The following is an 18,959-nucleotide window of genomic DNA, read 5'->3' as shown; positions in this document are numbered from 1 at the left end:
CGGGGGATAGCCCATCTCTTGTCCGGTTAGTTATTTATTTATTTAGTTATTTATTTCGCCGAGCGGTCAGCAGACCATAGTGATTCAATCTCTTCCAGTGATCTTCCTTTGGTCTCAGGTACAACCCGCCAAGTGAAGAGGAAGGTCAGAAGCGACATAACGCCGAATATCCAAAACGTTATAGCAGGTCCAGCTGATGACAGCATCGGTGGGAAGGATTGTGAGACGACGTAATCCGCTGCCCAGAGCGCCATAGATGCGATTGCTGTTGCTTTCCCGCGAATCCGGTTCGGGAAGATCTCAGACATGATTACCCAGACGACTGGTCCGAGTGATACCGCGAAGGAAGCTACATACATAAGCAAGAAGATTAGTACGAGCGGTCCTGTCGTATGGCCTGTCTGGAAGGCAATGCCGATCACAGCAAGACATATCGTCATCATCGATGAGCCGACGAGCAGCAGCGCTTTTCTGCCAACCTTATCGATAAGCCAGATCGCAACGATCGTGAACAAGAAATTGACGAAGCCGATGAGAATAGTCTGAACAAGGGATGCGTTCGTTCCTGCGCCCATCGTCTTGAAGATCTCTGGTGCATAATACATAACGGCGTTAATACCGGTTACCTGCTGCAGAATAGCAAGCGTTACACCAACGATAAGGGCCATTCTCAGCCCTGGACTGAACAATTGCTTCAGCGAGCCATTCTCTTGCTGGAAGGATTGCTTGATGTCCAGCACTTCCTTCTTCGCATCTTCTTCTCCGTGAATGCGCAGCAGAATGGGGAGCGCTTCAGCCGATTTGCCTTGCTTAATGAGCCATCTAGGGCTCTCTGGTACGAAGAATAACAAGACAAGGAACAATAGGCCTGGAAGGACGCCGATTCCGAACATCCAGCGCCATGCTGTGGAGATGCCCCACGCTTCGTCACCGAGGCCGGCAATACCAGAGTTGACGAAGTAAACGAGAAAAATACCTGTTACGGTAGCAAGCTGATTAAGCGCTACCAAGCGTCCCCGGTATTTGGACGGTGCAATCTCAGCATTATAGAGCGGACATAGGGTGGATGTAATGCCGATGCCAATACCGCCGATCATCCGAGCAATAATATACATACTGAAAGTGTCTGGGAGAGCTGAGCCTAATGAACCAATGATGAAGAGAACGGCTGCAGCAATCAATACCTTTTTTCGACCGAATCGATCACCCAGCACACCTGATAATGCCGCTCCTACTACACAGCCGATAATGAGCGAGGATACAGCCCATCCTACTTGAACCTCATTCAGGTCGAACCGATCCTGCATGAATCCGATGGCCCCTGATACGACTGCGGTATCAAAGCCGAACAGGAGTCCGCCAATTGCGGCAACCATCGATACAAGCGTCACGAATTTCATGCTGCTTCGAGAGTTTGCTGCGTTGTTTGTTGTATTCACTTCTATATACCCCTTTCGATTCTGTGACTAATTAACCAGAGAATAAAGTCTGTTTCTAGGAAACGAGCTTCATTATATCATCAGATTTACCGCAACAAGGGGGCATTCGTCTTCACTTATTTGTCATGTTTCTGCATGGGATTCTAGAGTTATCATTGCCTCATCGCATCAAGGCCATACGAGTAGCATTATTATGTTCGGGGGGATAAAAAAGTCCATGCCCTTCTGGGCATGGAGCTATATTCTGGATTGGCTGCGATATTCGGAAGGCGTAACGCCAGTTACCTTCTTGAATACTCTGCTGAAATAATTGGGGTCCTTATAGCCAACCTCGAAGCATACTTCCTTGAGTGATGGCTCACTTGCTGAAGTGATGAGCTGCTTCGCCTTCTCAATGCGGAGGCTCGTTACATAATCGATAAATGTGTCGCCGTCCTGCTGCTTGAACACTTTGCTGAAGTAGTGGGGATTCAGGTGCACATAATCAGCAACCTCCTCCAAGGACAAATCCTCAGTGAACTTACTCAGGATATATTGCTTGGCCTTATCCATAACCGTAATGGTCTGCTGCTCCCGCTGCTCCCGTATCCGGTGCAGAGCAGACAGCACGTAGGAACGGTGACCGCCGGGATCGTCCTCTGGCTGACCGATAAGAGGCCTTCTGGGGGGAGAGGGCGACTCTGCCTGCTCCTTCACAACCGATTCGAAATCGCATACAAGACCGGCATGCCGATCATCATCGGATGCGAATACCGCCTCGTAATAAGATCTCCGGAAGCCTTCTGAGCCGTTCTGCAAGGACCCGACGCCTACTGTCACTGGGAAGTGGAATTGCCTTTCCGATAATGCGCACAGCTTCTGACCGAATAGGTTAATCGAATTTTTGAATGCTTGAAGAGCCTCACTTGGTTTTCTACGCAGGAACAAGGCCATGTGCTGGTCAATCATTGAGCTTACTATACAAGGAATGCCATACGTGACGGCGAAGCCGCGAAAGGTTTCGTAGAGCTTCTTCTTATCTTGCCCATATACCTGCTTGGGGAATGCGATTACGACAGCGCAGCCTTCATCCAGCGGGAAGCTGAGCCAGTCGGTTAGCTGCTCCTCGCCCGCGTCCATCACTTGCCCAACCATGAGGATAAGGGCAAGCTCATTCTCAACCAGCGGCATAAGCTGGGACATTTTATCCCGCAGGGCAAGCTCTTCCTCACGCCCCTTTTTCTCTTTATCCAGTTCGTCCAATAGCTTCTGAAGCGTTGCGGCAATCTGCTCTCTTCCAGCAGGCTTGAGCAAATATTCACTGACTCCCAGAGAGATGGCTTCCTTGGCATACGCGAAGAAATCATACGCTGTAACTAGAACGAACTTCGCTTCCGGCAGCCGTTCCTTAATCTCGCGAATGGCATCCAAGCCTTGAATACCGGGCATATTAATATCCATCATAACAATGTGGGGCCGAAGCTCCTCTGCTTGCTGAATAGCGGTTCGTCCGTTCTCCGCAACTGCGATCTCGAATGTATCTGGCATCATGCGATGAATGAGATATTCGAGCCCTTCGCGTTCAAGTGCTTCATCATCGGCAATTAATAGGCGATATTTCACGTCTATGGCACACTCCTTTCTCTTAGATTCAAGGCAGAGTCTGGAATAAGGATCGTAACGGAGGTTCCTCGTCCCAGTTCACTGTGAATATCTATAATATCTTCCCGCTCATAAAATAATCGCAGGCGTTTGATCACATTACTTGTGCCCAGCCCTGTTGATGCCTTGTTGGCTGCTAGATCTGCAGGGAGGGGATTCAAATGAAGCAGGGCTTCCCGAATATCCTCTGCCATCCCAGCACCATTATCCGTAATAACAAGGCTTATCCCTTCAGCGACTAGACTGATCTCAAGCTTGATTGAAGCTCCCTTCTCCATCCTCTCGATGCCGTGCAGGAAGGCATTCTCCACAAGCGGCTGAATCGTTACCGCTGGAATTAACGCATCCAGCGCTGCCTCATCAATCTGCTGCTCGATGTGCACTCTGCTCCGGAAGCGGGCCTTCTGAATGGCTAAGTACTCCTGAACATGCGTTAGCTCGTCCCGAAGTGTGACAGGCTGATCCAGCTTACGCAAGTTGTATCTCATCATATTGGATAGAGAGATAATGAGATCACTCGACTTATCGGCACCTTCAAGCAGGGCAAGCTTAGACAGCACATTAAGGGTGTTGAATAGAAAATGAGGATTAATCTGACTCTGAAGAGCTTGCAGCTCAAGCTCCTTCACGAGCCGTTCCGATTCTAGCCTCTGTTTATCTTTCCCGATTAGCTCGGATAGATCAATCATCATGTGTCTCATCGCTTCAGACAGAATGCCAAGCTCGTCTTCGGGGGGCTTCTCTTCATTAGGTGTGACATGAAGGTTCCCTTGAGAGATTCGCCCTGCTGTTTGTACAAGCTTAGCAACGGGCCTTGTAATGCTTCGTGATATCCATATAGCAAGAACGATACTGAGCAGAGTATTGACGACGAATACGGAGGGACCCAGCCAGTTCATCCTTGCGATCTCGATCTGAATATGACGGTAGATCGGCTCATAAATACTAAGCTCAAAATCGATAAGCCGCAGCTCCTCCTCGCGGATGAACGATGTTGTATGCTCGGCTTGCTCATAGTGGGCAAACGCAGCGCTCTGGGACTCAGAAGCAGCGGCGCTCAGAGAAGCCGCTTCTTGTTCTCTAAGTGTAGTGATCAGCTCGATATAGCTCATAAGAACAGCTGGCTGAGAGGAGGCAGGAAGCTCACCTGTCAGATCGTTCTGATTCTGAAGCAGCGATGCCTGCTCGTCCAGCAGCCGCTGCTTGCTCGTGTCGTCAGGATTGAGTAAATAATTGTACAAGGCGTTCAGATTTCCTTCCGCTGTCTGAGCGGACCTTGTGTATAGCAGCAGGCGGTCCATCATCATGTCGTAGCTGTGCTGAACGGACGTGCTGCTCACGAACAGAAAGAAGGTTACACCATTCGTCAGCAGCACGAGCAGCGGGATGAAGAGCAGCAGCTTTTTACGCAGAGTCATGATGATTCCTCCTTGCTCCTAAGCTGAGCTGCACGCTGATCGAGCACGGACATAGGCGTGTAATGCTGCTGGTTAATAGGCAGACCAGCGAGATGGCTGTGAAGAAGCGTTACGGCCTCATAGCCCATTTCATAAGGCTGCTGAACGATAGTGGCGGAGATAGCGCCATGCTCTACTGCTTCAATCGTATCGTTCAGATCATCGAATGCGTATATTCGGACGTCTGTAAGCTTCATACGCTTCACCGCCTCCGCTATGCCAATGCCATCGAGAGCGCTGAATCCGACCATGTAGCGTATATCGGGATGCTGCTGGAGCATTTCTTCAGCCTGCTGAGCAGCTTGCAGATGAGAGATGTTGGAGGATCTAATATCGGCTATCGTCAAATGCGAATAGGAATTGATGATGGTCTGGAAGCCTTCCAGACGAAGTTGCTGATTAGCAGCTTCCATGCTACCTACCAGCACACCAATCGAGCCTGCTGAAGCGGCTTCCTTAGCAACGAGCCTGCCCATATGCTCACCGGCTGCTGCGTTGTCTGTACCGACATAGGCGAGGCGCTGGCTGCCTTGTTCATCTGTATCTACTGTTATAACCGGAATGCCGGAGCCTGCAGCAGCAGCAATCCATTCTTGATAGGTGTTATCGCCGATACCTTGGAGAATAATCGCATCCGCCTTCGCAGCAATGCTCTTCTCCAGCAGCCGGATCTGCTCTTTCGGATTAATCCGTAGCGGGCCCATATATTGCAGCTCCATGCCATATTGCTCGGCAGCCGTTCTTGCTCCGCGCTCGACGGATCTCCAGAAAGGGTTATCCGCTTCTTGGGAGATGAGCATAACCCGCAGCCGCGTATCCGCCGACTGCTGCGCTCCGGATGTTAACGGGGCAATAAGCTCCTGTATTCGCTGCGTAGAGAAAAAGAATTGCAGAAGCATGTACATAAAGACGATCATTAAGGCAATAATGCCGATATTCCATCGGTGCTTGTTCATGCTGACCCCTCTCACGCCTGTTAAGAATAGGAACATTATACATGAAAGCCGGATTGAACCCAAAAGAGCCTCAAAAAAAGATGGACAAGAGAACGGTTTCAAATGTTACTATAATAAAATAAGTATGTAGAACGTACAGAAGAGGAGTAAGCATAAGGAAATGGACACAGAAGTAGAAGCAGGGGAAATTAAAAATGAGGGCCTAGTCACATTTTTGTTAAGCATTACAGTAACAATGGTCGTCATGAATACGATGATGTTCAACCTGGCACTTCCGGAGGTTGCGAAGCAGTTCTTGCTGTCATCGATTTCTACTTCTTGGATTGTTACAGGCTATTCTATTGTATTTGCAATATCCTCAATTACTTATAGTAGATTGTCGGATTTCATTCCGATCAGAACGTTATTCATGATTGGACTAATCTCTCTCGGATTTGCATCCATCATTGGTTATTTCAGCAATAGTTTTGTTCTATTATTAGGTGCAAGATTAATACAAGCGACAGGTGCAGGAGCTATGTCGGCACTCGGGATTGTACTGATTACTAGGTTTATTCCGGCCATCAGACGCGGTAAAGCGATGGCAATGGTTATGTCAGCGAGTTCATTAGGGCTTGGTCTTGGTCCTGTTATTGGAGGATTGATCGTTCAATATTTAGGATGGCATTATTTGTTTGCTGTGACCGCCATTACAATCTTTTTGATTCCGGTGTTTTACAAGCTGCTGCCATCAGAGGCCAAGCGAAGCGGCACGTTCGATATGGCTGGTGCTGTATTAATCGGAATTGGCACGACTGGCCTATTATTATTTTTGACCAGTCATTATATGATTGCATTAATTGCAGGTGTGCTCTCATTGGTGCTGTTCTGGCTGCGTATCCATCGTACAGCGGAGCCCTTCGTACAGCCAGAGCTGTTCCGGAACAAGAGATTTATGGCACTTGGGGCACTTGGCGTTACATCGTATATGAACAACTTCGCGACATTGTTCCTGCTTCCTCAGGTATTTGCATTCTTATATGGACTAACGCCCGCACAGTCGGGATTAGTTATATTCCCAGGGTCGATTGTGACTGTATTCGCATCCAGGCCAATCGGTAATCTAATTGATCGCTCGGGGAACAGCCTGCTCATTCGATGGGCACCCGTGTCGTTGCTGACAGCCTCTATTCTGCTGTCATTCACAGCTTCACACTCTTATATTGCTATCATGCTGGTCTACATGCTGATGAGCGTCAGCTTCTCCGCATTAACGAGCAGTGTCTCGAACGAAATATCGTTGCTATTGCCAGCGAAGCAGATTGGATCGGGCATGGGCTTGTTCCAGTTAGCACAGTTTTTCAGTGGCGCCTTTACGGTAGCGCTGGCCGGAAGTGCACTTGTATGGCAGGAAAAGCTGTCTCAGGTACAAGCTTATAGCCATATTTTCTGGGGAATGACCGTTGTCGTTGCTTGTACTCTTATTATTTCGGTTATTTACGGCAGACGTGTGGTTCATCGCTTGCCGGAAGCAGGTCAATCGCAATAACTCTCATAAGATAGAGTTTAGAATGATAAGTAGAGCTTGATATCCCTTGAAGAGGTGTAATCATTCTTATGAATAACGAGGAGAATAATCCTATTCAGCACTCCATCATGAGCTCTATTTGGAATCACACCAACGATGGCATTATAGTGGTCGATCTCGAAGGTAGAGTGCTCGATGTGAACCCTGCCTTCGAGACTCTCCATGGCTGGACCAAGGAGGAAGTGCTTGGCAAGGTGCTGCCGATTACGCCATCTTATCTCTACAATGAAGCGAAAGAGCTTCACGCTAAGGTGCGTCAAGGTGAACAGGTGAGCGGCTACGAAACGTACAAGCTGCGAAAAGACGGAACGATGTTCTATGCCAGCGTTTCGATATCTCCTTTCATGGACAGGAATGGGACACTTATTGGATTGATAGGCATCGAGAGGGATATTACAGACAAGAAGAAGATCGAAGCTTCTTTATTGGAAGCCGAGAGCCTATACAGCCATCTTGCGGAGAGTGTTACGGTTGGGGTATATCTGGGGCAAAAAGGATTAACGTTGTACGCTAATCCTTATTTGGCTGCTCTATTCGGTTATACCCGTGAGGAGTTCCTGCAATTAAGTCATGCGGAATTGTTCGATAACGATACGTTTGAGCTCATTCAGCGCGAGACGAGGTATCGTCTTGTTGATAAGGCAGAGCAGGAATACAGCTTCACGATCAACGGCATTAGAAAAGACAACAGTCGGTTTATTCTGGAGGGCAACACCTGTCTCATTACGTACAATGGCGAACAAGCCTACCTGTCGACCGTTCAAGATATTACGGGGAAAATGGCAAAAGAGCAGCATCGGATCGACAGTGCAGAGCTCTATCTCCGAGTCGTGAAATTTCTGCCTGAGCCGATTGTCATATCCGATAATGGAAGCATTGTCTATGCGAATAAATCAGCTGTGAAGCTGGTAGGAGCCCAGAATGATGCCGAATGGATCGGCAAGTCAGTTCTTGAATTTATTCATCCAGAGGATCATGCCATTACAATGCAAACGATTAGCCAGGTTATGAATTCTGATTATCCGACGCCATTCGTGGAACGTAGGCTGCTAAGCGAGCAAGGTCACATGATTGATGTGGAATTATCAAGCATTCGTATTCATAATTATAAGGGCAGTATGGTCATTCTAACGGTTATCAGAGATTTGTCTGACCGAAAACGGGCTGAGGAGAGACTCATACGCTCCGAGAAGCTGTCTGTCATCGGACAGCTTGCGGCAGGGGTAGCTCATGAAATTCGCAACCCTCTAACCGCCTTGAAAGGCTTCACACAGCTGCTTAAATCCAAGAACGAGGACAATCATTATTACTGCGGCATTATGCTCAATGAGCTGGACCGCATTAACCTCATCGTCAATGAATTCATGACACTAGCCAAGCCGCATTATACGCATTATGCAGATTGGAACTTAGAGCATATTATGCAAGGTGTTATATCTATACTGGAAACGCAGGCCATTATGATGAACATTCATATTGTAACTGAGTTTGAGGAGAGCCTGCCTCTTATTCATTGCGATGCCAATCAATTGAAGCAGGTTTTTATGAATATTATTAAGAATGCAATCGAAGCGATGCCAGGCGGAGGTCAGATCTATATTACAGCGGGGTCAGGGTCTGAGGGGGATGTGCAGCTGATCATCCGTGATGAGGGAGAAGGCATAGCCGACTTGATTATGGACCAGCTTGGTCAGCCGTTCATCACAACGAAGGAAAAGGGGACCGGACTCGGCATCATGATCAGCACACGCATTATCGAGGAGCATCATGGCACCTTGCAAATCTCCAGTAAAAAAGGAGAAGGAACAACGGTTCGAATCGTTATTCCCTCTGTTTCGTTATAAGGTGCTGACAGAGCTGCGGACAATGAGATCCGCTGGCAGTACGATTTTTTTCCAAGGGCCTGCTTCATCCTTGCTCTTAATTCGATCAATCAGCATCTGCATGCCCAAATAGCCGAACTGATACGCCTGCTGAGAGACGACCGTAATGAACGGATGAATATCCGAATAGGGGCCGAAATCATCAAAGCATACGATAGACATATCCTCAGGAATACGCAGCCCGCGCTGCCGCAAGAGACGAATAAGCTGGATAGCGAGAACGTTATTGCCAGCCACAATAGCGGTTGGCAGCGGGTCCAAGGATGAGATCCATGCATCGATACCGGATAGATCGCTTTGCGGTCCGAAGCTAGTCTCGAACACCTGTGTATCATCCCAAGGAAGACTATTAAGCTTCAGCGCTTCTTGGAAGCCTTGAAGCCGATGTCTTGCGCTCGATACAGATGAAGAGCCGTTGACCATCGCTATCTGCTTATGTCCGTGGCTCACAAGATGATCAACAAGCTGGCGAGCGCCTTCCTTCCCATCCCCTAGAACGATATCGCATTGAACCCCCGGCACCTCACGATCCAGCAGCACGAATGGGATGTTATGCTTATGCAGCAGCTCCAATGATGGCAGCGACGGATCTCCAGCAGGTGCAATCATTACCCCATCTACACGTGTAGTCAGAATCGTCTGCATATAATCAGATTCCTTGTCCAGATTCTCATCACTGTTGCCGAACAGAAGGCGGTAGCCGCTCTTCGTAGCCGCATCCTCCGCTCCCCTTGATAACGTCGTATAGAATGGATTGGTAATATCCGTAATAAGCAGAAACAATATGCGAGTTTCCTGAAGGACCAGGCTGCGTGCCATCTGGTTAGGCACATAGTTCATATCCTCCATTACTTTCCGCACTTTTGTCCTCGTCTTCTCACTAATTCTACCTGTGTTATTGATAACTCTAGAAACAGTCATTGCAGAGACATTGGCTTTCTCAGCAATATCATAAATAGTAACCATAAGCTAGACTCCTTATCGCTCAATCATGCATTCATTCTACAAGAGAAAAGGATTGACAGCAATAGAGCCTCTTGTTAAATTAGAGTTATCGATAACTCTAAAATTAATATTTAAGCGTTTTCATCCTATTATATTCATTGGAGGTTTTTAAGGTGGCAAACACAGCGTATCGGTTCAAAGACGGGTTCCCCAAAATCGGAATCAGGCCTACAATTGATGGTCGTCGCAAAGGGGTTCGTGAATCACTGGAAGAGCAAACGATGAATATGGCGCGGTCGGTGGCGGGTCTGCTAGCCGAATATTTGCGTTATCCGAATGGAGAGCCTGTGGAATGTGTCATCGCTGATACGTGTATCGGAGGCGTTGCGGAGGCTGCTGCCTGCGCACAGAAATTCGCCGGTGAGAATGTAGGGGTATCGATAACGGTCACACCATGCTGGTGCTATGGCACAGAGACGATGGACATGAATGCGCAGATCCCGAATGCGGTATGGGGATTCAACGGGACTGAGCGTCCAGGTGCAGTATATTTGGCTGCGGTGCTGTCTGGTTATGCGCAAAAGGGGATTCCGGCATTCGGCATTTATGGTCAGGATGTGCAGGAAGGTGGAGACACCTCGATCCCTGAGGATGTGAAGGGCAAGCTGCTAGGCTTCGCCAAAGCTGGCTTAGCTGTTGCTTATATGCGCGGCAAATCCTATCTGTCGATGGGCTCTGTATCGATGGGCATTGCCGGATCAATCGTAAGCGATTCGTTCTTCCAAGAATATCTGGGCATGCGTACGGAATATATCGATATGTCCGAATTCGTTCGCCGCTTCGAGGAGCAGATCTATGATCCAGCTGAGTTCGAAAGAGCGCTTGCGTGGACCAAAGAGAATTGCATAGAAGGACCAGACAACAATCCGGCCGCTATTCGTACAAGTCGCGAGCAGAAGGATAAAGACTGGGAGACGGTAGTGAAGATGGCAATTATCGCTCGTGACCTGATGATTGGGAACCCTCGTCTTGCCGAGCTTGGCTTCGGCGAAGAGGCGATGGGACATAATGCCATCGTATCGGGCTTCCAAGGACAGCGTCAATGGACGGATCACTTCCCGAACGGCGACTTCATGGAAGCGATCTTGAATTCCTCCTTCGACTGGAATGGCATTCGCCCGCCATACATCGTATCTACGGAGAATGACAGCCTCAATGGCGTTGTCATGCTGTTTGGTTATCTGCTGACGAATACGCCTCAGATTTTCGCTGATGTACGTACGTATTGGAGTCCGGATTCCGTGAAGCGGGTTACGGGACATGAATTGTCGGGTCACGCCGCGAATGGCATCCTGCATCTCATTAATTCCGGATCAGCAACCTTGGATGGAACAGGTGAGCAGCAGCAGGATGGACAGCCGGTGATGAAGCCATTCTGGGATATGACAGAGAAAGATGCTAAGGCTTGTCTAGAGGCTACTTCTTGGCGGCCAGCAGGTCTGGAGTATTTCCGCGGAGGCGGTTATTCGTCTGATTACTTGACTCGCGGAGGGATGCCTCTAACGATGTCCCGTATCAACCTCGTTAAGGGAATCGGACCTGTTCTGCAGATTGCCGAAGGCTATTCGGTAGATCTGCCGCAAGACGTTCATGATGTGCTCGACAAGCGTACGGACCCGACTTGGCCAACCACGTGGTTCGCGCCGATCCTAACAGGTGAAGGTGCATTCAACAGTGTATATGAAGTGATGGACAACTGGGGAGCCAATCATGGATCGATCAGCTACGGTCATATTGGGGCAGATCTGATCACGCTTGCTTCCATGCTGCGTATACCGGTGAGCATGCATAATGTGAGTGCCGAGCGTATTTTCCGCCCTCGAGTATGGGGGCTGTTCGGAACAGAGAACAAGGAGAGCGCGGATTACCGAGCATGCACGAACTTCGGGCCTTTATATAACTAAGCAGCTAAGCAAGCCAATAGGAGGGATAACGAATGAGTAGTCAGGACATTAGACGAGAGCTGTGCAAATATGCGAGGAAGACGGTGGCGAATAAGCTGGTCGTCGGTCCAGGCGGCAACATTAGTGCCAAGCATGAGGGGAAAATGTACTTGTCCCCGAGCGGATTCGCTCTTGATGAGGTAGAGCCGGACCAGTGGGTAGAGGTGGATATTGAGACAGGTGAGGTTACGGATATTGGACTTCGTCCTTCCTCTGAGGTGCTCATGCATTTGTACGCGTATCGAGCTAATCCTTCGATTGGAGCTATCGTTCATACACATCCGCCATATTGTATTGCCTTTACACTGATTGAACAGGAGCTTCCTATTATGTTCCCAGATCAGGCAGCTTTAGTAGGCAGGACGGTCTACGTTCCTTATGTATTGCCTACGACGGATAAGCTGGCAGATGCGCTGGTAGAGAAGGTTAATGAAGCGAGCAGCATTCTGCTCGGCAATCATGGTCTGGTGACGACGGGCCGCAATCTGCGAGAGGCGTATTACCGTACAGAGGTCGTGGAGGAGAGTACAAAAATATTCCTAATTGCCCAGGCGATCAAAGAGCCTAAGGTGCTGACGAAGGAAGAATACGAAGAAATCGCCTCGCTGGAGAGTGAAGCCTATCGCATTAAGCTGCTTCAAAAAATGCAATAAAGCGGCACCTGTGTACGGTGTAGGGAAGAGAGGAGGTGCAGCATGACATTGCTTACTACCGTCTTGGCTTTCGACCTCGGAGCAAGCAGTGGCAGAGCACTAATCGGTAAGCTGGTTCAGCTGGAGGATGGAAGGCGAGAGCTGCAGGTGGAGGAGATTCACCGTTTTCCTAATTATGCGATTCAGGTGGGAAGCCATCTGCACTGGGATATTCTAAGGCTGCTGCAGGAGATGAAGAAGGGGATTCGTCAAGCGTTTCAGCAGGGGCATAGCCCGGTAACATTCGGCGTAGACACTTGGGGTGTTGACTTCGGGCTGCTCGACGCGAGTGGCGAGCTGTTAGGCAATCCTTATCATTATAGGGATCCTCAGACGGAAGGGCTTATTGAGGAGATTAACGAAATGATTGGCAAGGAGGAGCTGTTCCGCCTGGGAGGACTCCAGTTCATGCCCTTCAACACAATCTATCAGCTGTATGCGATGAGTAAGGCCGCTTCTCCAAGGCTGGGTGCTGCTCAAACGCTGCTGCTTACGCCTGATTTGCTCGTGTACTTCCTAACAGGGCGCAAAGCTTGTGAATTCACGATGGCGACGACCACACAGCTGTTCCATCCTGAGCGTCAAGAGTGGAATACGGAGCTAATGGATCGACTGGGAATACCTTCACATCTATTCCTGGAGCCGGTTCATCCCGGCGTGCGTATCGGTCCTCTATCAGCCGAGGTATGCGCAGAGCTGGATGTGCCGGCGATAGAAGCAGTAGCTGTCGGCACTCATGATACGGAATCTGCGGTCGCCGCTATTCCTGCCAGCAGTGCAAATTTCGCTTATTTGGTATGCGGCACTTGGTCACTCCTTGGGACAGAGCTCAAGCAGCCGCTAGTATCTGAGGGAGCGATGGCGCAGCAATTCTCTAATGAAGGCGGCGTATTCGGGACTTACCAGCTGCTCAAAAATATTATGGGCCTGTGGATACTGCAGGAGTGCAAACGGGAGTGGGATGAGCAGGGAACGATCATGTCCTTCGAGGATCTGGTCATTCAGGCAGAGCAGGCGGAGGCGTTCCGCAGCCTTATTAATCCCGATGACCTCCGCTTCTACAGACCCTCTAGCATGATCGCGAAGGTGCAGTCTTATTGTGAGGAGACGGGTCAGCCTATTCCAGTAACAGCTGGGGAGGTTGTCCGATGTATTCTAGAGAGCTTAGCGCTCAAATATCGGCATGCTTTGGAGCGGATGGAGGAGCTGACTGGCGTCAGCTATAAGGGCATGCACATGGTAGGCGGAGGGATTCAGAACCGGCTGCTGTGCACTTTCACTGCTGCTGCCTTGGGGCGGCCCGTGTGGGCAGGACCCGTAGAAGCCAGCGCTATCGGGAATATGCTCGTTCAGTTAGTTGCACAGGGACATTGTACTAATCTCGAGGATGCCAGGAGGCTGTCTGCGGCGTCCTTTCCTGTTACGGTATACATGACTGCTGGGGAAGAGGGATCTACTAACTGGAATACAGCTTACAGGCGGTATATGAAGCTGTCATAAAGGGGATGATAGAATGCTTATTGGAATATCCAAGCTTATTTCACCTGAGCTGCTAAGAATCTTAATGGAGATGGGACATAGCGATGAAATCGTACTTGCTGACGGCAACTTTCCTGCTGCCAGCCATGCGCAGCGTTTGGTCAGATGCGATGGCCATGCTATTCCTGAGCTGCTGGATGCTATTCTGAAGCTGTTCCCGCTTGACTCCTATGTAGAGAAGCCAGTATCACTAATGCAGGTGATGCCGGGAGATTGTGTAGAGACGCCTATCTGGGCAGCCTATGGTGAAGTTGTTGAGCGTCGAACAGGACTTAAGGAGCCCTTCGAGGAGGTTGAGCGGTTCGCCTTCTACGAGCGTGCGAAGGAGGCATATGCGGTTGTCGCAACAGGCGAGAGTGCGCTGTATGCGAATATCATCTTGCGAAAAGGTGTCATCAAGGATGAGCAATAGATAGAGCGATAAAGCCAAGAGGCGAGCAGGGAACTATGCTCAGTCTCTTTTTTATTACAATTTCCATCCAACTATTGACACCTTAAGGGAGCTGAATTAAGATTAGTGCTACTTATTTATAATTCCTAGTTATATAATAGGAAAAGTAAGAATAGACACCATATAGCCTACAAAAGGATAGAGAACGTCGTTGTGCTTATGCTCACAAAAGGGAGGTATACTATCATTTATGAATATAGAAAATATTGAGGCATTCGTCTATGTCATTCATTATGGCAGCTTTAATAAAGCGGCTGAAGTATTGTTCCTGTCCCAGCCATCGGTGACGGCAAGAATCCAATCACTCGAGCGAGAGCTCGACTGCAAGCTGTTCGATCGGCTTGGCAAGCAGATTCAGCTTACTGAGGAGGGGAAACGATTCCTTCCTTACGCGCAGCAGCTGCTCCAGATTTTGCAAAAGGGAAAAATGCAGCTGCATCAGAATAAAGCGCTCCCTAATGAGCTGAGGATCGGCTGTACAGTATCGGTAGCCAACTATGTAATACCCGAGCTGCTGACAGCATTCAAAGCCAAGTACCCTACGCTGCATTTCAAGCTTGTGACGGGCACAACCGATGAGATCGTGAACAAGGTGCTGAATAAGGATATTGATGTCGGCTTCGTTCGGCATACGAATCATCCGAATATTCAATCCGTCAAGCTGTATGAGGACCCGATCTGCCTGCATGTCTATGAAGGACATCCTTTTATCGGGGATGACCATGTATCGATTGAGCAGATTGGAAATCACCCCTTCGTGTTCTTTGAATGCGGGGCGCTGGATTGGATTCGGATTCATCGTGTGTTCGAGGGGCTGGATGAGCCGCCAGCGGTTGAGATTCTGACGGATAACTTGGAGACGGCGAAGAAATTAGTGCTTCAGAAGACGGGCATATGCTTTCTTCCAAGCCTGTGCGCCTTCGAGGAGGTCAATGACGGGAAGCTGTACCCGATTTATTTTCCCGAAGTTGCCGGCATCTCCCTACAGACGAACATGATTGCCCTGAATGGTGAGAATAGCTTGTTTTTCGATGCATTGCTGCAGCTCGCCAAAGAGCTTCCATTCAACACTAAACAACGCTAGAGCTTAGTATCAGATTATTATATCTTTCTATAGAAAAACTCTATTATCCGGCATATTGACTACATTCCCACCGGGTGATAAATTTATGTCAGCATAATTCTTACAAAAACAGTAGGAATTATTGGTTTAAAAAATAATATTATTCGGGGGAATTGAAATGAAAAAATTATCGTTGATTTCCGCACTACTTATACTGACGCTATTGGTATCTGCATGCGGCGCAAACAGCAATTCGGGCAGCAGCAATGAGTCATCATCCACTGGTAACACAGGTGCTGCAACAGTGAAAAAAATCATCGTCGGCACAGGAACACAATTTCCTAACGTATGCTTTATTGATGAGAACGGCAATCTTACAGGCTTCGATGTAGAGCTCGTGAAGGAAATTGATAAGCTCCTTCCAGAATATGAATTTGAATTCAAAACATCTGAATTCGATAGCTTGCTTCTAAGCCTAGAGACGAACAAGATTGACTTCGTTGCACACCAAATGGAGAAAAATCCGGAGCGTGAGGAGAAGTTCCTATTCAATAAAGAGCCGTACAGCATCTTCTTGACGAAGGTAGCCGTGGATAAGAATGATACAACGATCAATTCAATCGAGGATTTGAAAGGCAAGAAAGTATACACCTCTGCGACTAGCAACCAAGGCTATTTCCTACAGCAATACAACAAAAACAACAATGACGCCATTAACATCGTGTACTCGAGCGGCGGCGCAAATGATATCGTGAACTTAATTCAGAACAAACGTGTAGACGCAACACTGTCAACTGATTTCGCACTTGCTTTCTACCCTGGCGCTGATGGTAAGCCTGCACTCAAAACAGTAGGTGAGCCGCTGATTCAATCGGATGTCCTGTTCGTTCTTCGCAAAGACAGCCAAGAGCTGGCTGACAAGCTGGACGGTGCGATCAAATCCCTGAAGGAAAACGGAACGCTAGCGAAATTAAGTGTGGAGTGGCTAGGTCAGGATTTCACGAAGACGCTTGATGAAGCAACAACGAAATAAGAATGAAGCCATCCATTATAGTGGGTGCAGAGCGGGGTGCATAGAATGGGAAACCAATTTGATATCAGCAATGTGATTGATTTTATACCCAAGCTATTGTCTTACCTTCACATTACGCTGTTTATCGTCGTTGCATCTATCTTGCTTGGGGTGGTTATCGGCTTCATAGTGGCGCTGCCTCGGATGTACAACATCCCGGTGTTGAAGCGTGTGTCACAGGTGTACGTCTCCTTCTTCCGCGGTACGCCAATCCTGATTCAGCTGTTCCTGATCTATTACGGCGTGCCTGAGCTGCTCAAGCTCATTTCTATTGATTTATCAAAGGCGCATGTGCTGGTGTTCGTTATTCTCACCTATTCACTCAACAGTGCCGCGTTCATCTCGGAGGCGATCCGCGCTGCGGTCAATGCGGTGGACAGAGGTCAAGTCGAGGCTGCTTATTCCATTGGAATGAGCGGCTTCCAAGCTTTCACAAGAATCGTGCTGCCTCAGGCGCTTGCGATCTCAATTCCGATATTCGCCAATCTCGTCATTGGCAATCTGAAAGATACCTCGCTAGCATTCTCATTAGGAGCGATGGAGATGACAGGCAAGTCGCAGACGCTAGGAGCGTCAACGCTGCATTTTATCGAGACTTATATTGCGCTTTCCTTCATTTATTTCGTTATCAGTACGATTCTCGAAAGGTTGTTCCTCACAGCGGAACGTCGCTTGCTGCGGCATGAGAAACAGCTCTCTGGAGAAGAAAAGCTGCTAGGAAGACGAGGATTACGGCGAAAAACATTCATTCCGCGGATTGAGAAGGAGGCCTGACCGTTATGAAGCTTGATCCCTCATTTATCGTTACTGCATTCTTCAGTTTGTTCCAAGCCCTTCCGAACACCCTGCTCATTACGGTAGTGTCGGTATTGGTCGGGTTCCTGATCGGAACCGCGGTTGCAATTATTCGCATTTATAAAATTCCGGTGCTTAATCAGATCGCTGCAAGCTATGTGCTATTCATTCGTGGTACACCGATGCTGATGCATCTGCTGCTCATCTATTTCGGACTTCCGATACTGCTTGATGGTCTAGCGCAAGCGCTCGGCTTAGGCTTTCGCTCAACAGCCATTCCTTTAATTGGGTTTGCTTATATCTCATTCTCCCTGACAGCTGGCGCCTATATGTCTGAGGTCGTTCGTTCTGGCATATTGGCTGTGAATCGGGGGCAGGTAGAGGCGGCTTATTCTATCGGAATGACGACTACTCAGGCGCTTCGCAGAATTGTGCTCCCGCAAGCGTTCGCGGTCAGCCTCCCGAATCTGTCGAACAGCTTGATCGGCATGCTGCATGGCTCCACACTAGCTTTTACCGTATCCGTTGTCGATATTAACGCCCAAGCACAGATCGTTGCAGCTACAAGCTGGAAGTTCCTAGAGGCTTATATTGCAGCAGCTATTCTGTTCTGGGGAATGACGATTCTCATCGAGAGAGGGACGGCACTGCTGGAGAGACGGATCAACAACTACAATCGAGGTGGCGTAGCATGATAAGGCTGACAGGCATTTCCAAATCGTTCGGCAAAAATAATGTACTGCGAAATATCGATCTGACGGTGGAAAAGGGTGAGGTTGTCGTTATTCTTGGGCCGAGCGGATCGGGCAAAACGACCCTGCTGCGCTGCATTAATTATCTCGAGCGGCCGAGCGACGGACACATTGCAATCGGCGATTACAACGTCAACTGCAAGCATCCGAGTAAGAAAGACATCCACAGCCTCAGGCAGAAATCAGCGATGGTGTTTCAGCATTACAATCTATTCAAGCATAAGACTGCGCTTGAGAATGTAATGGAGGGTCTCGTTGTCGTGCAGAAGCTGCCGAAGGAAGAAGCCAGAGTAAGAAGCGTGGCGATGCTGGAGAAGGTGGGACTTGGCGCCAAGCTCGATGCCTACCCAAGCCAGCTGTCGGGCGGACAGCAGCAGCGCGTCGGTATTGCCAGAGCGCTTGCGCTTAATCCGGAAGTGATCCTGTTCGATGAGCCTACCTCTGCACTCGATCCCGAGCTGGTCGGCGAAGTGCTGGACGTTATTCGCAAGATTGCTAGAGAAGGAATCACGATGATTGTTGTCACTCATGAGATGAGCTTCGCACGCGAGGTGTCGAATCATGTTGTGTTCATGGACGGTGGAGTCATTGTAGAGGAGGGCAAGCCGAATGAGCTGTTCGGGGCGCCTAAGGAAGAGAGAACGAAGCAGTTCCTGAAGCGGATTACGCCAGAGTGGACCTATAACATCTAATGAGATAACTCG

The 18,959-nt window shown here is 48.8% G+C and carries 16 protein-coding genes; 11 read left to right on the top strand and 5 right to left on the bottom strand.

Annotated features, from left to right (window positions below; all coding sequences use genetic code 11):
- Positions 1-50: 50 nt before the first annotated feature.
- From AC6ESP_RS08910 to AC6ESP_RS08895, 4 genes are all read right to left on the bottom strand, one after another.
- Entirely contained in the window at positions 51-1,439 is a 1,389-nt protein-coding gene (locus AC6ESP_RS08910) for a sugar porter family MFS transporter (protein ID WP_497096363.1), read from the bottom strand.
- A 237-nt stretch (positions 1,440-1,676) separates the two neighbouring features.
- On the bottom strand, positions 1,677-3,041 hold the full coding sequence (locus AC6ESP_RS08905; RefSeq protein ID WP_497096362.1) for a response regulator: 1,365 nt from the start codon (positions 3,039-3,041) through the stop codon (positions 1,677-1,679).
- A 2-nt stretch (positions 3,042-3,043) separates the two neighbouring features.
- Entirely contained in the window at positions 3,044-4,498 is a 1,455-nt protein-coding gene (locus AC6ESP_RS08900) for a sensor histidine kinase (protein WP_497096361.1), read from the bottom strand.
- On the bottom strand, positions 4,495-5,493 hold the full coding sequence (locus AC6ESP_RS08895) for a sugar-binding protein (RefSeq protein WP_497096360.1): 999 nt from the start codon (positions 5,491-5,493) through the stop codon (positions 4,495-4,497). The genes AC6ESP_RS08900 and AC6ESP_RS08895 overlap by 4 nt, the downstream gene beginning before the upstream one ends.
- 160 nt (positions 5,494-5,653) lie before the next feature.
- On the opposite strand from AC6ESP_RS08895, the gene AC6ESP_RS08890 reads away from it, so the two are divergent.
- Both AC6ESP_RS08890 and AC6ESP_RS08885 read left to right on the top strand, forming a co-directional pair.
- Positions 5,654-7,021, top strand: a complete 1,368-nt coding sequence (locus tag AC6ESP_RS08890) for an MFS transporter (protein ID WP_497096359.1) — start codon at positions 5,654-5,656, stop codon at positions 7,019-7,021.
- A 68-nt stretch (positions 7,022-7,089) separates the two neighbouring features.
- Complete coding sequence (locus AC6ESP_RS08885) at positions 7,090-8,904, top strand: PAS domain S-box protein (protein WP_497096358.1); 1,815 nt, start codon at positions 7,090-7,092, stop codon at positions 8,902-8,904.
- Here the strand turns inward: AC6ESP_RS08885 and AC6ESP_RS08880 are convergent.
- Positions 8,899-9,909 carry a LacI family DNA-binding transcriptional regulator gene (locus AC6ESP_RS08880; RefSeq protein WP_497096357.1) on the bottom strand — a complete coding sequence of 337 codons (1,011 nt, stop codon included), beginning with the start codon at positions 9,907-9,909 and terminating at the stop codon, positions 8,899-8,901. The two genes, AC6ESP_RS08885 and AC6ESP_RS08880, sit on opposite strands and share 6 nt — an antisense overlap.
- Before the next feature lie 152 nt (positions 9,910-10,061).
- Here AC6ESP_RS08880 and AC6ESP_RS08875 point away from each other — a divergent pair, with 152 nt between their 5' ends.
- The 9 genes from AC6ESP_RS08875 to AC6ESP_RS08835 all read left to right on the top strand — a co-directional run bounded on the left by AC6ESP_RS08875 (position 10,062) and on the right by AC6ESP_RS08835 (position 18,947).
- Positions 10,062-11,852, top strand: coding sequence for an L-fucose isomerase (locus tag AC6ESP_RS08875; RefSeq protein WP_497096356.1), 1,791 nt, complete (start codon positions 10,062-10,064; stop codon positions 11,850-11,852).
- A 32-nt stretch (positions 11,853-11,884) separates the two neighbouring features.
- Positions 11,885-12,544 carry a class II aldolase/adducin family protein gene (locus AC6ESP_RS08870; RefSeq protein WP_497096355.1) on the top strand — a complete coding sequence of 220 codons (660 nt, stop codon included), beginning with the start codon at positions 11,885-11,887 and terminating at the stop codon, positions 12,542-12,544.
- Between the two features lie 42 nt (positions 12,545-12,586).
- Positions 12,587-14,083, top strand: coding sequence for a rhamnulokinase (locus AC6ESP_RS08865; RefSeq protein WP_497096354.1), 1,497 nt, complete (start codon positions 12,587-12,589; stop codon positions 14,081-14,083).
- A 13-nt stretch (positions 14,084-14,096) separates the two neighbouring features.
- Positions 14,097-14,534: an RbsD/FucU family protein gene (locus AC6ESP_RS08860; protein ID WP_497096353.1), complete on the top strand. Its 438-nt coding sequence runs from the start codon at positions 14,097-14,099 to the stop codon at positions 14,532-14,534.
- Between the two features lie 229 nt (positions 14,535-14,763).
- Positions 14,764-15,657: a LysR family transcriptional regulator gene (locus tag AC6ESP_RS08855; RefSeq protein ID WP_497096352.1), complete on the top strand. Its 894-nt coding sequence runs from the start codon at positions 14,764-14,766 to the stop codon at positions 15,655-15,657.
- 157 nt (positions 15,658-15,814) lie between these two features.
- Complete coding sequence (locus tag AC6ESP_RS08850) at positions 15,815-16,669, top strand: transporter substrate-binding domain-containing protein (RefSeq protein ID WP_497096351.1); 855 nt, start codon at positions 15,815-15,817, stop codon at positions 16,667-16,669.
- A gap of 45 nt (positions 16,670-16,714) precedes the next feature.
- A complete protein-coding gene (locus AC6ESP_RS08845; protein WP_497096350.1) occupies positions 16,715-17,482 on the top strand; it encodes an amino acid ABC transporter permease in 768 nt (255 codons plus the stop codon).
- A 5-nt stretch (positions 17,483-17,487) separates the two neighbouring features.
- Complete coding sequence (locus AC6ESP_RS08840) at positions 17,488-18,198, top strand: amino acid ABC transporter permease (protein WP_497096349.1); 711 nt, start codon at positions 17,488-17,490, stop codon at positions 18,196-18,198.
- Positions 18,195-18,947 carry an amino acid ABC transporter ATP-binding protein gene (locus AC6ESP_RS08835; RefSeq protein WP_497096348.1) on the top strand — a complete coding sequence of 251 codons (753 nt, stop codon included), beginning with the start codon at positions 18,195-18,197 and terminating at the stop codon, positions 18,945-18,947. The genes AC6ESP_RS08840 and AC6ESP_RS08835 overlap by 4 nt, the downstream gene beginning before the upstream one ends.
- Positions 18,948-18,959: the final 12 nt, after the last annotated feature.

The organism is Paenibacillus xinjiangensis (assembly GCF_059686975.1).
Note: the sequence above shows the minus strand (reverse complement) of the source record. Positions and strands in the feature narration are given on the sequence as shown.

Coding starts and splice junctions, on each gene's coding strand:
- AC6ESP_RS08900 (WP_497096361.1), bottom strand. CDS start 4,498: ATGACTCTGCGTAAAAAGCTGCTGCTCTTCATCCCGCTGCTCGTGCTG.
- AC6ESP_RS08895 (WP_497096360.1), bottom strand. CDS start 5,493: ATGAACAAGCACCGATGGAATATCGGCATTATTGCCTTAATGATCGTC.
- AC6ESP_RS08890 (WP_497096359.1), top strand. CDS start 5,654: ATGGACACAGAAGTAGAAGCAGGGGAAATTAAAAATGAGGGCCTAGTC.
- AC6ESP_RS08885 (WP_497096358.1), top strand. CDS start 7,090: ATGAATAACGAGGAGAATAATCCTATTCAGCACTCCATCATGAGCTCT.
- AC6ESP_RS08880 (WP_497096357.1), bottom strand. CDS start 9,909: ATGGTTACTATTTATGATATTGCTGAGAAAGCCAATGTCTCTGCAATG.
- AC6ESP_RS08870 (WP_497096355.1), top strand. CDS start 11,885: ATGAGTAGTCAGGACATTAGACGAGAGCTGTGCAAATATGCGAGGAAG.
- AC6ESP_RS08865 (WP_497096354.1), top strand. CDS start 12,587: ATGACATTGCTTACTACCGTCTTGGCTTTCGACCTCGGAGCAAGCAGT.
- AC6ESP_RS08860 (WP_497096353.1), top strand. CDS start 14,097: ATGCTTATTGGAATATCCAAGCTTATTTCACCTGAGCTGCTAAGAATC.
- AC6ESP_RS08855 (WP_497096352.1), top strand. CDS start 14,764: ATGAATATAGAAAATATTGAGGCATTCGTCTATGTCATTCATTATGGC.
- AC6ESP_RS08850 (WP_497096351.1), top strand. CDS start 15,815: ATGAAAAAATTATCGTTGATTTCCGCACTACTTATACTGACGCTATTG.
- AC6ESP_RS08845 (WP_497096350.1), top strand. CDS start 16,715: ATGGGAAACCAATTTGATATCAGCAATGTGATTGATTTTATACCCAAG.
- AC6ESP_RS08840 (WP_497096349.1), top strand. CDS start 17,488: ATGAAGCTTGATCCCTCATTTATCGTTACTGCATTCTTCAGTTTGTTC.
- AC6ESP_RS08835 (WP_497096348.1), top strand. CDS start 18,195: ATGATAAGGCTGACAGGCATTTCCAAATCGTTCGGCAAAAATAATGTA.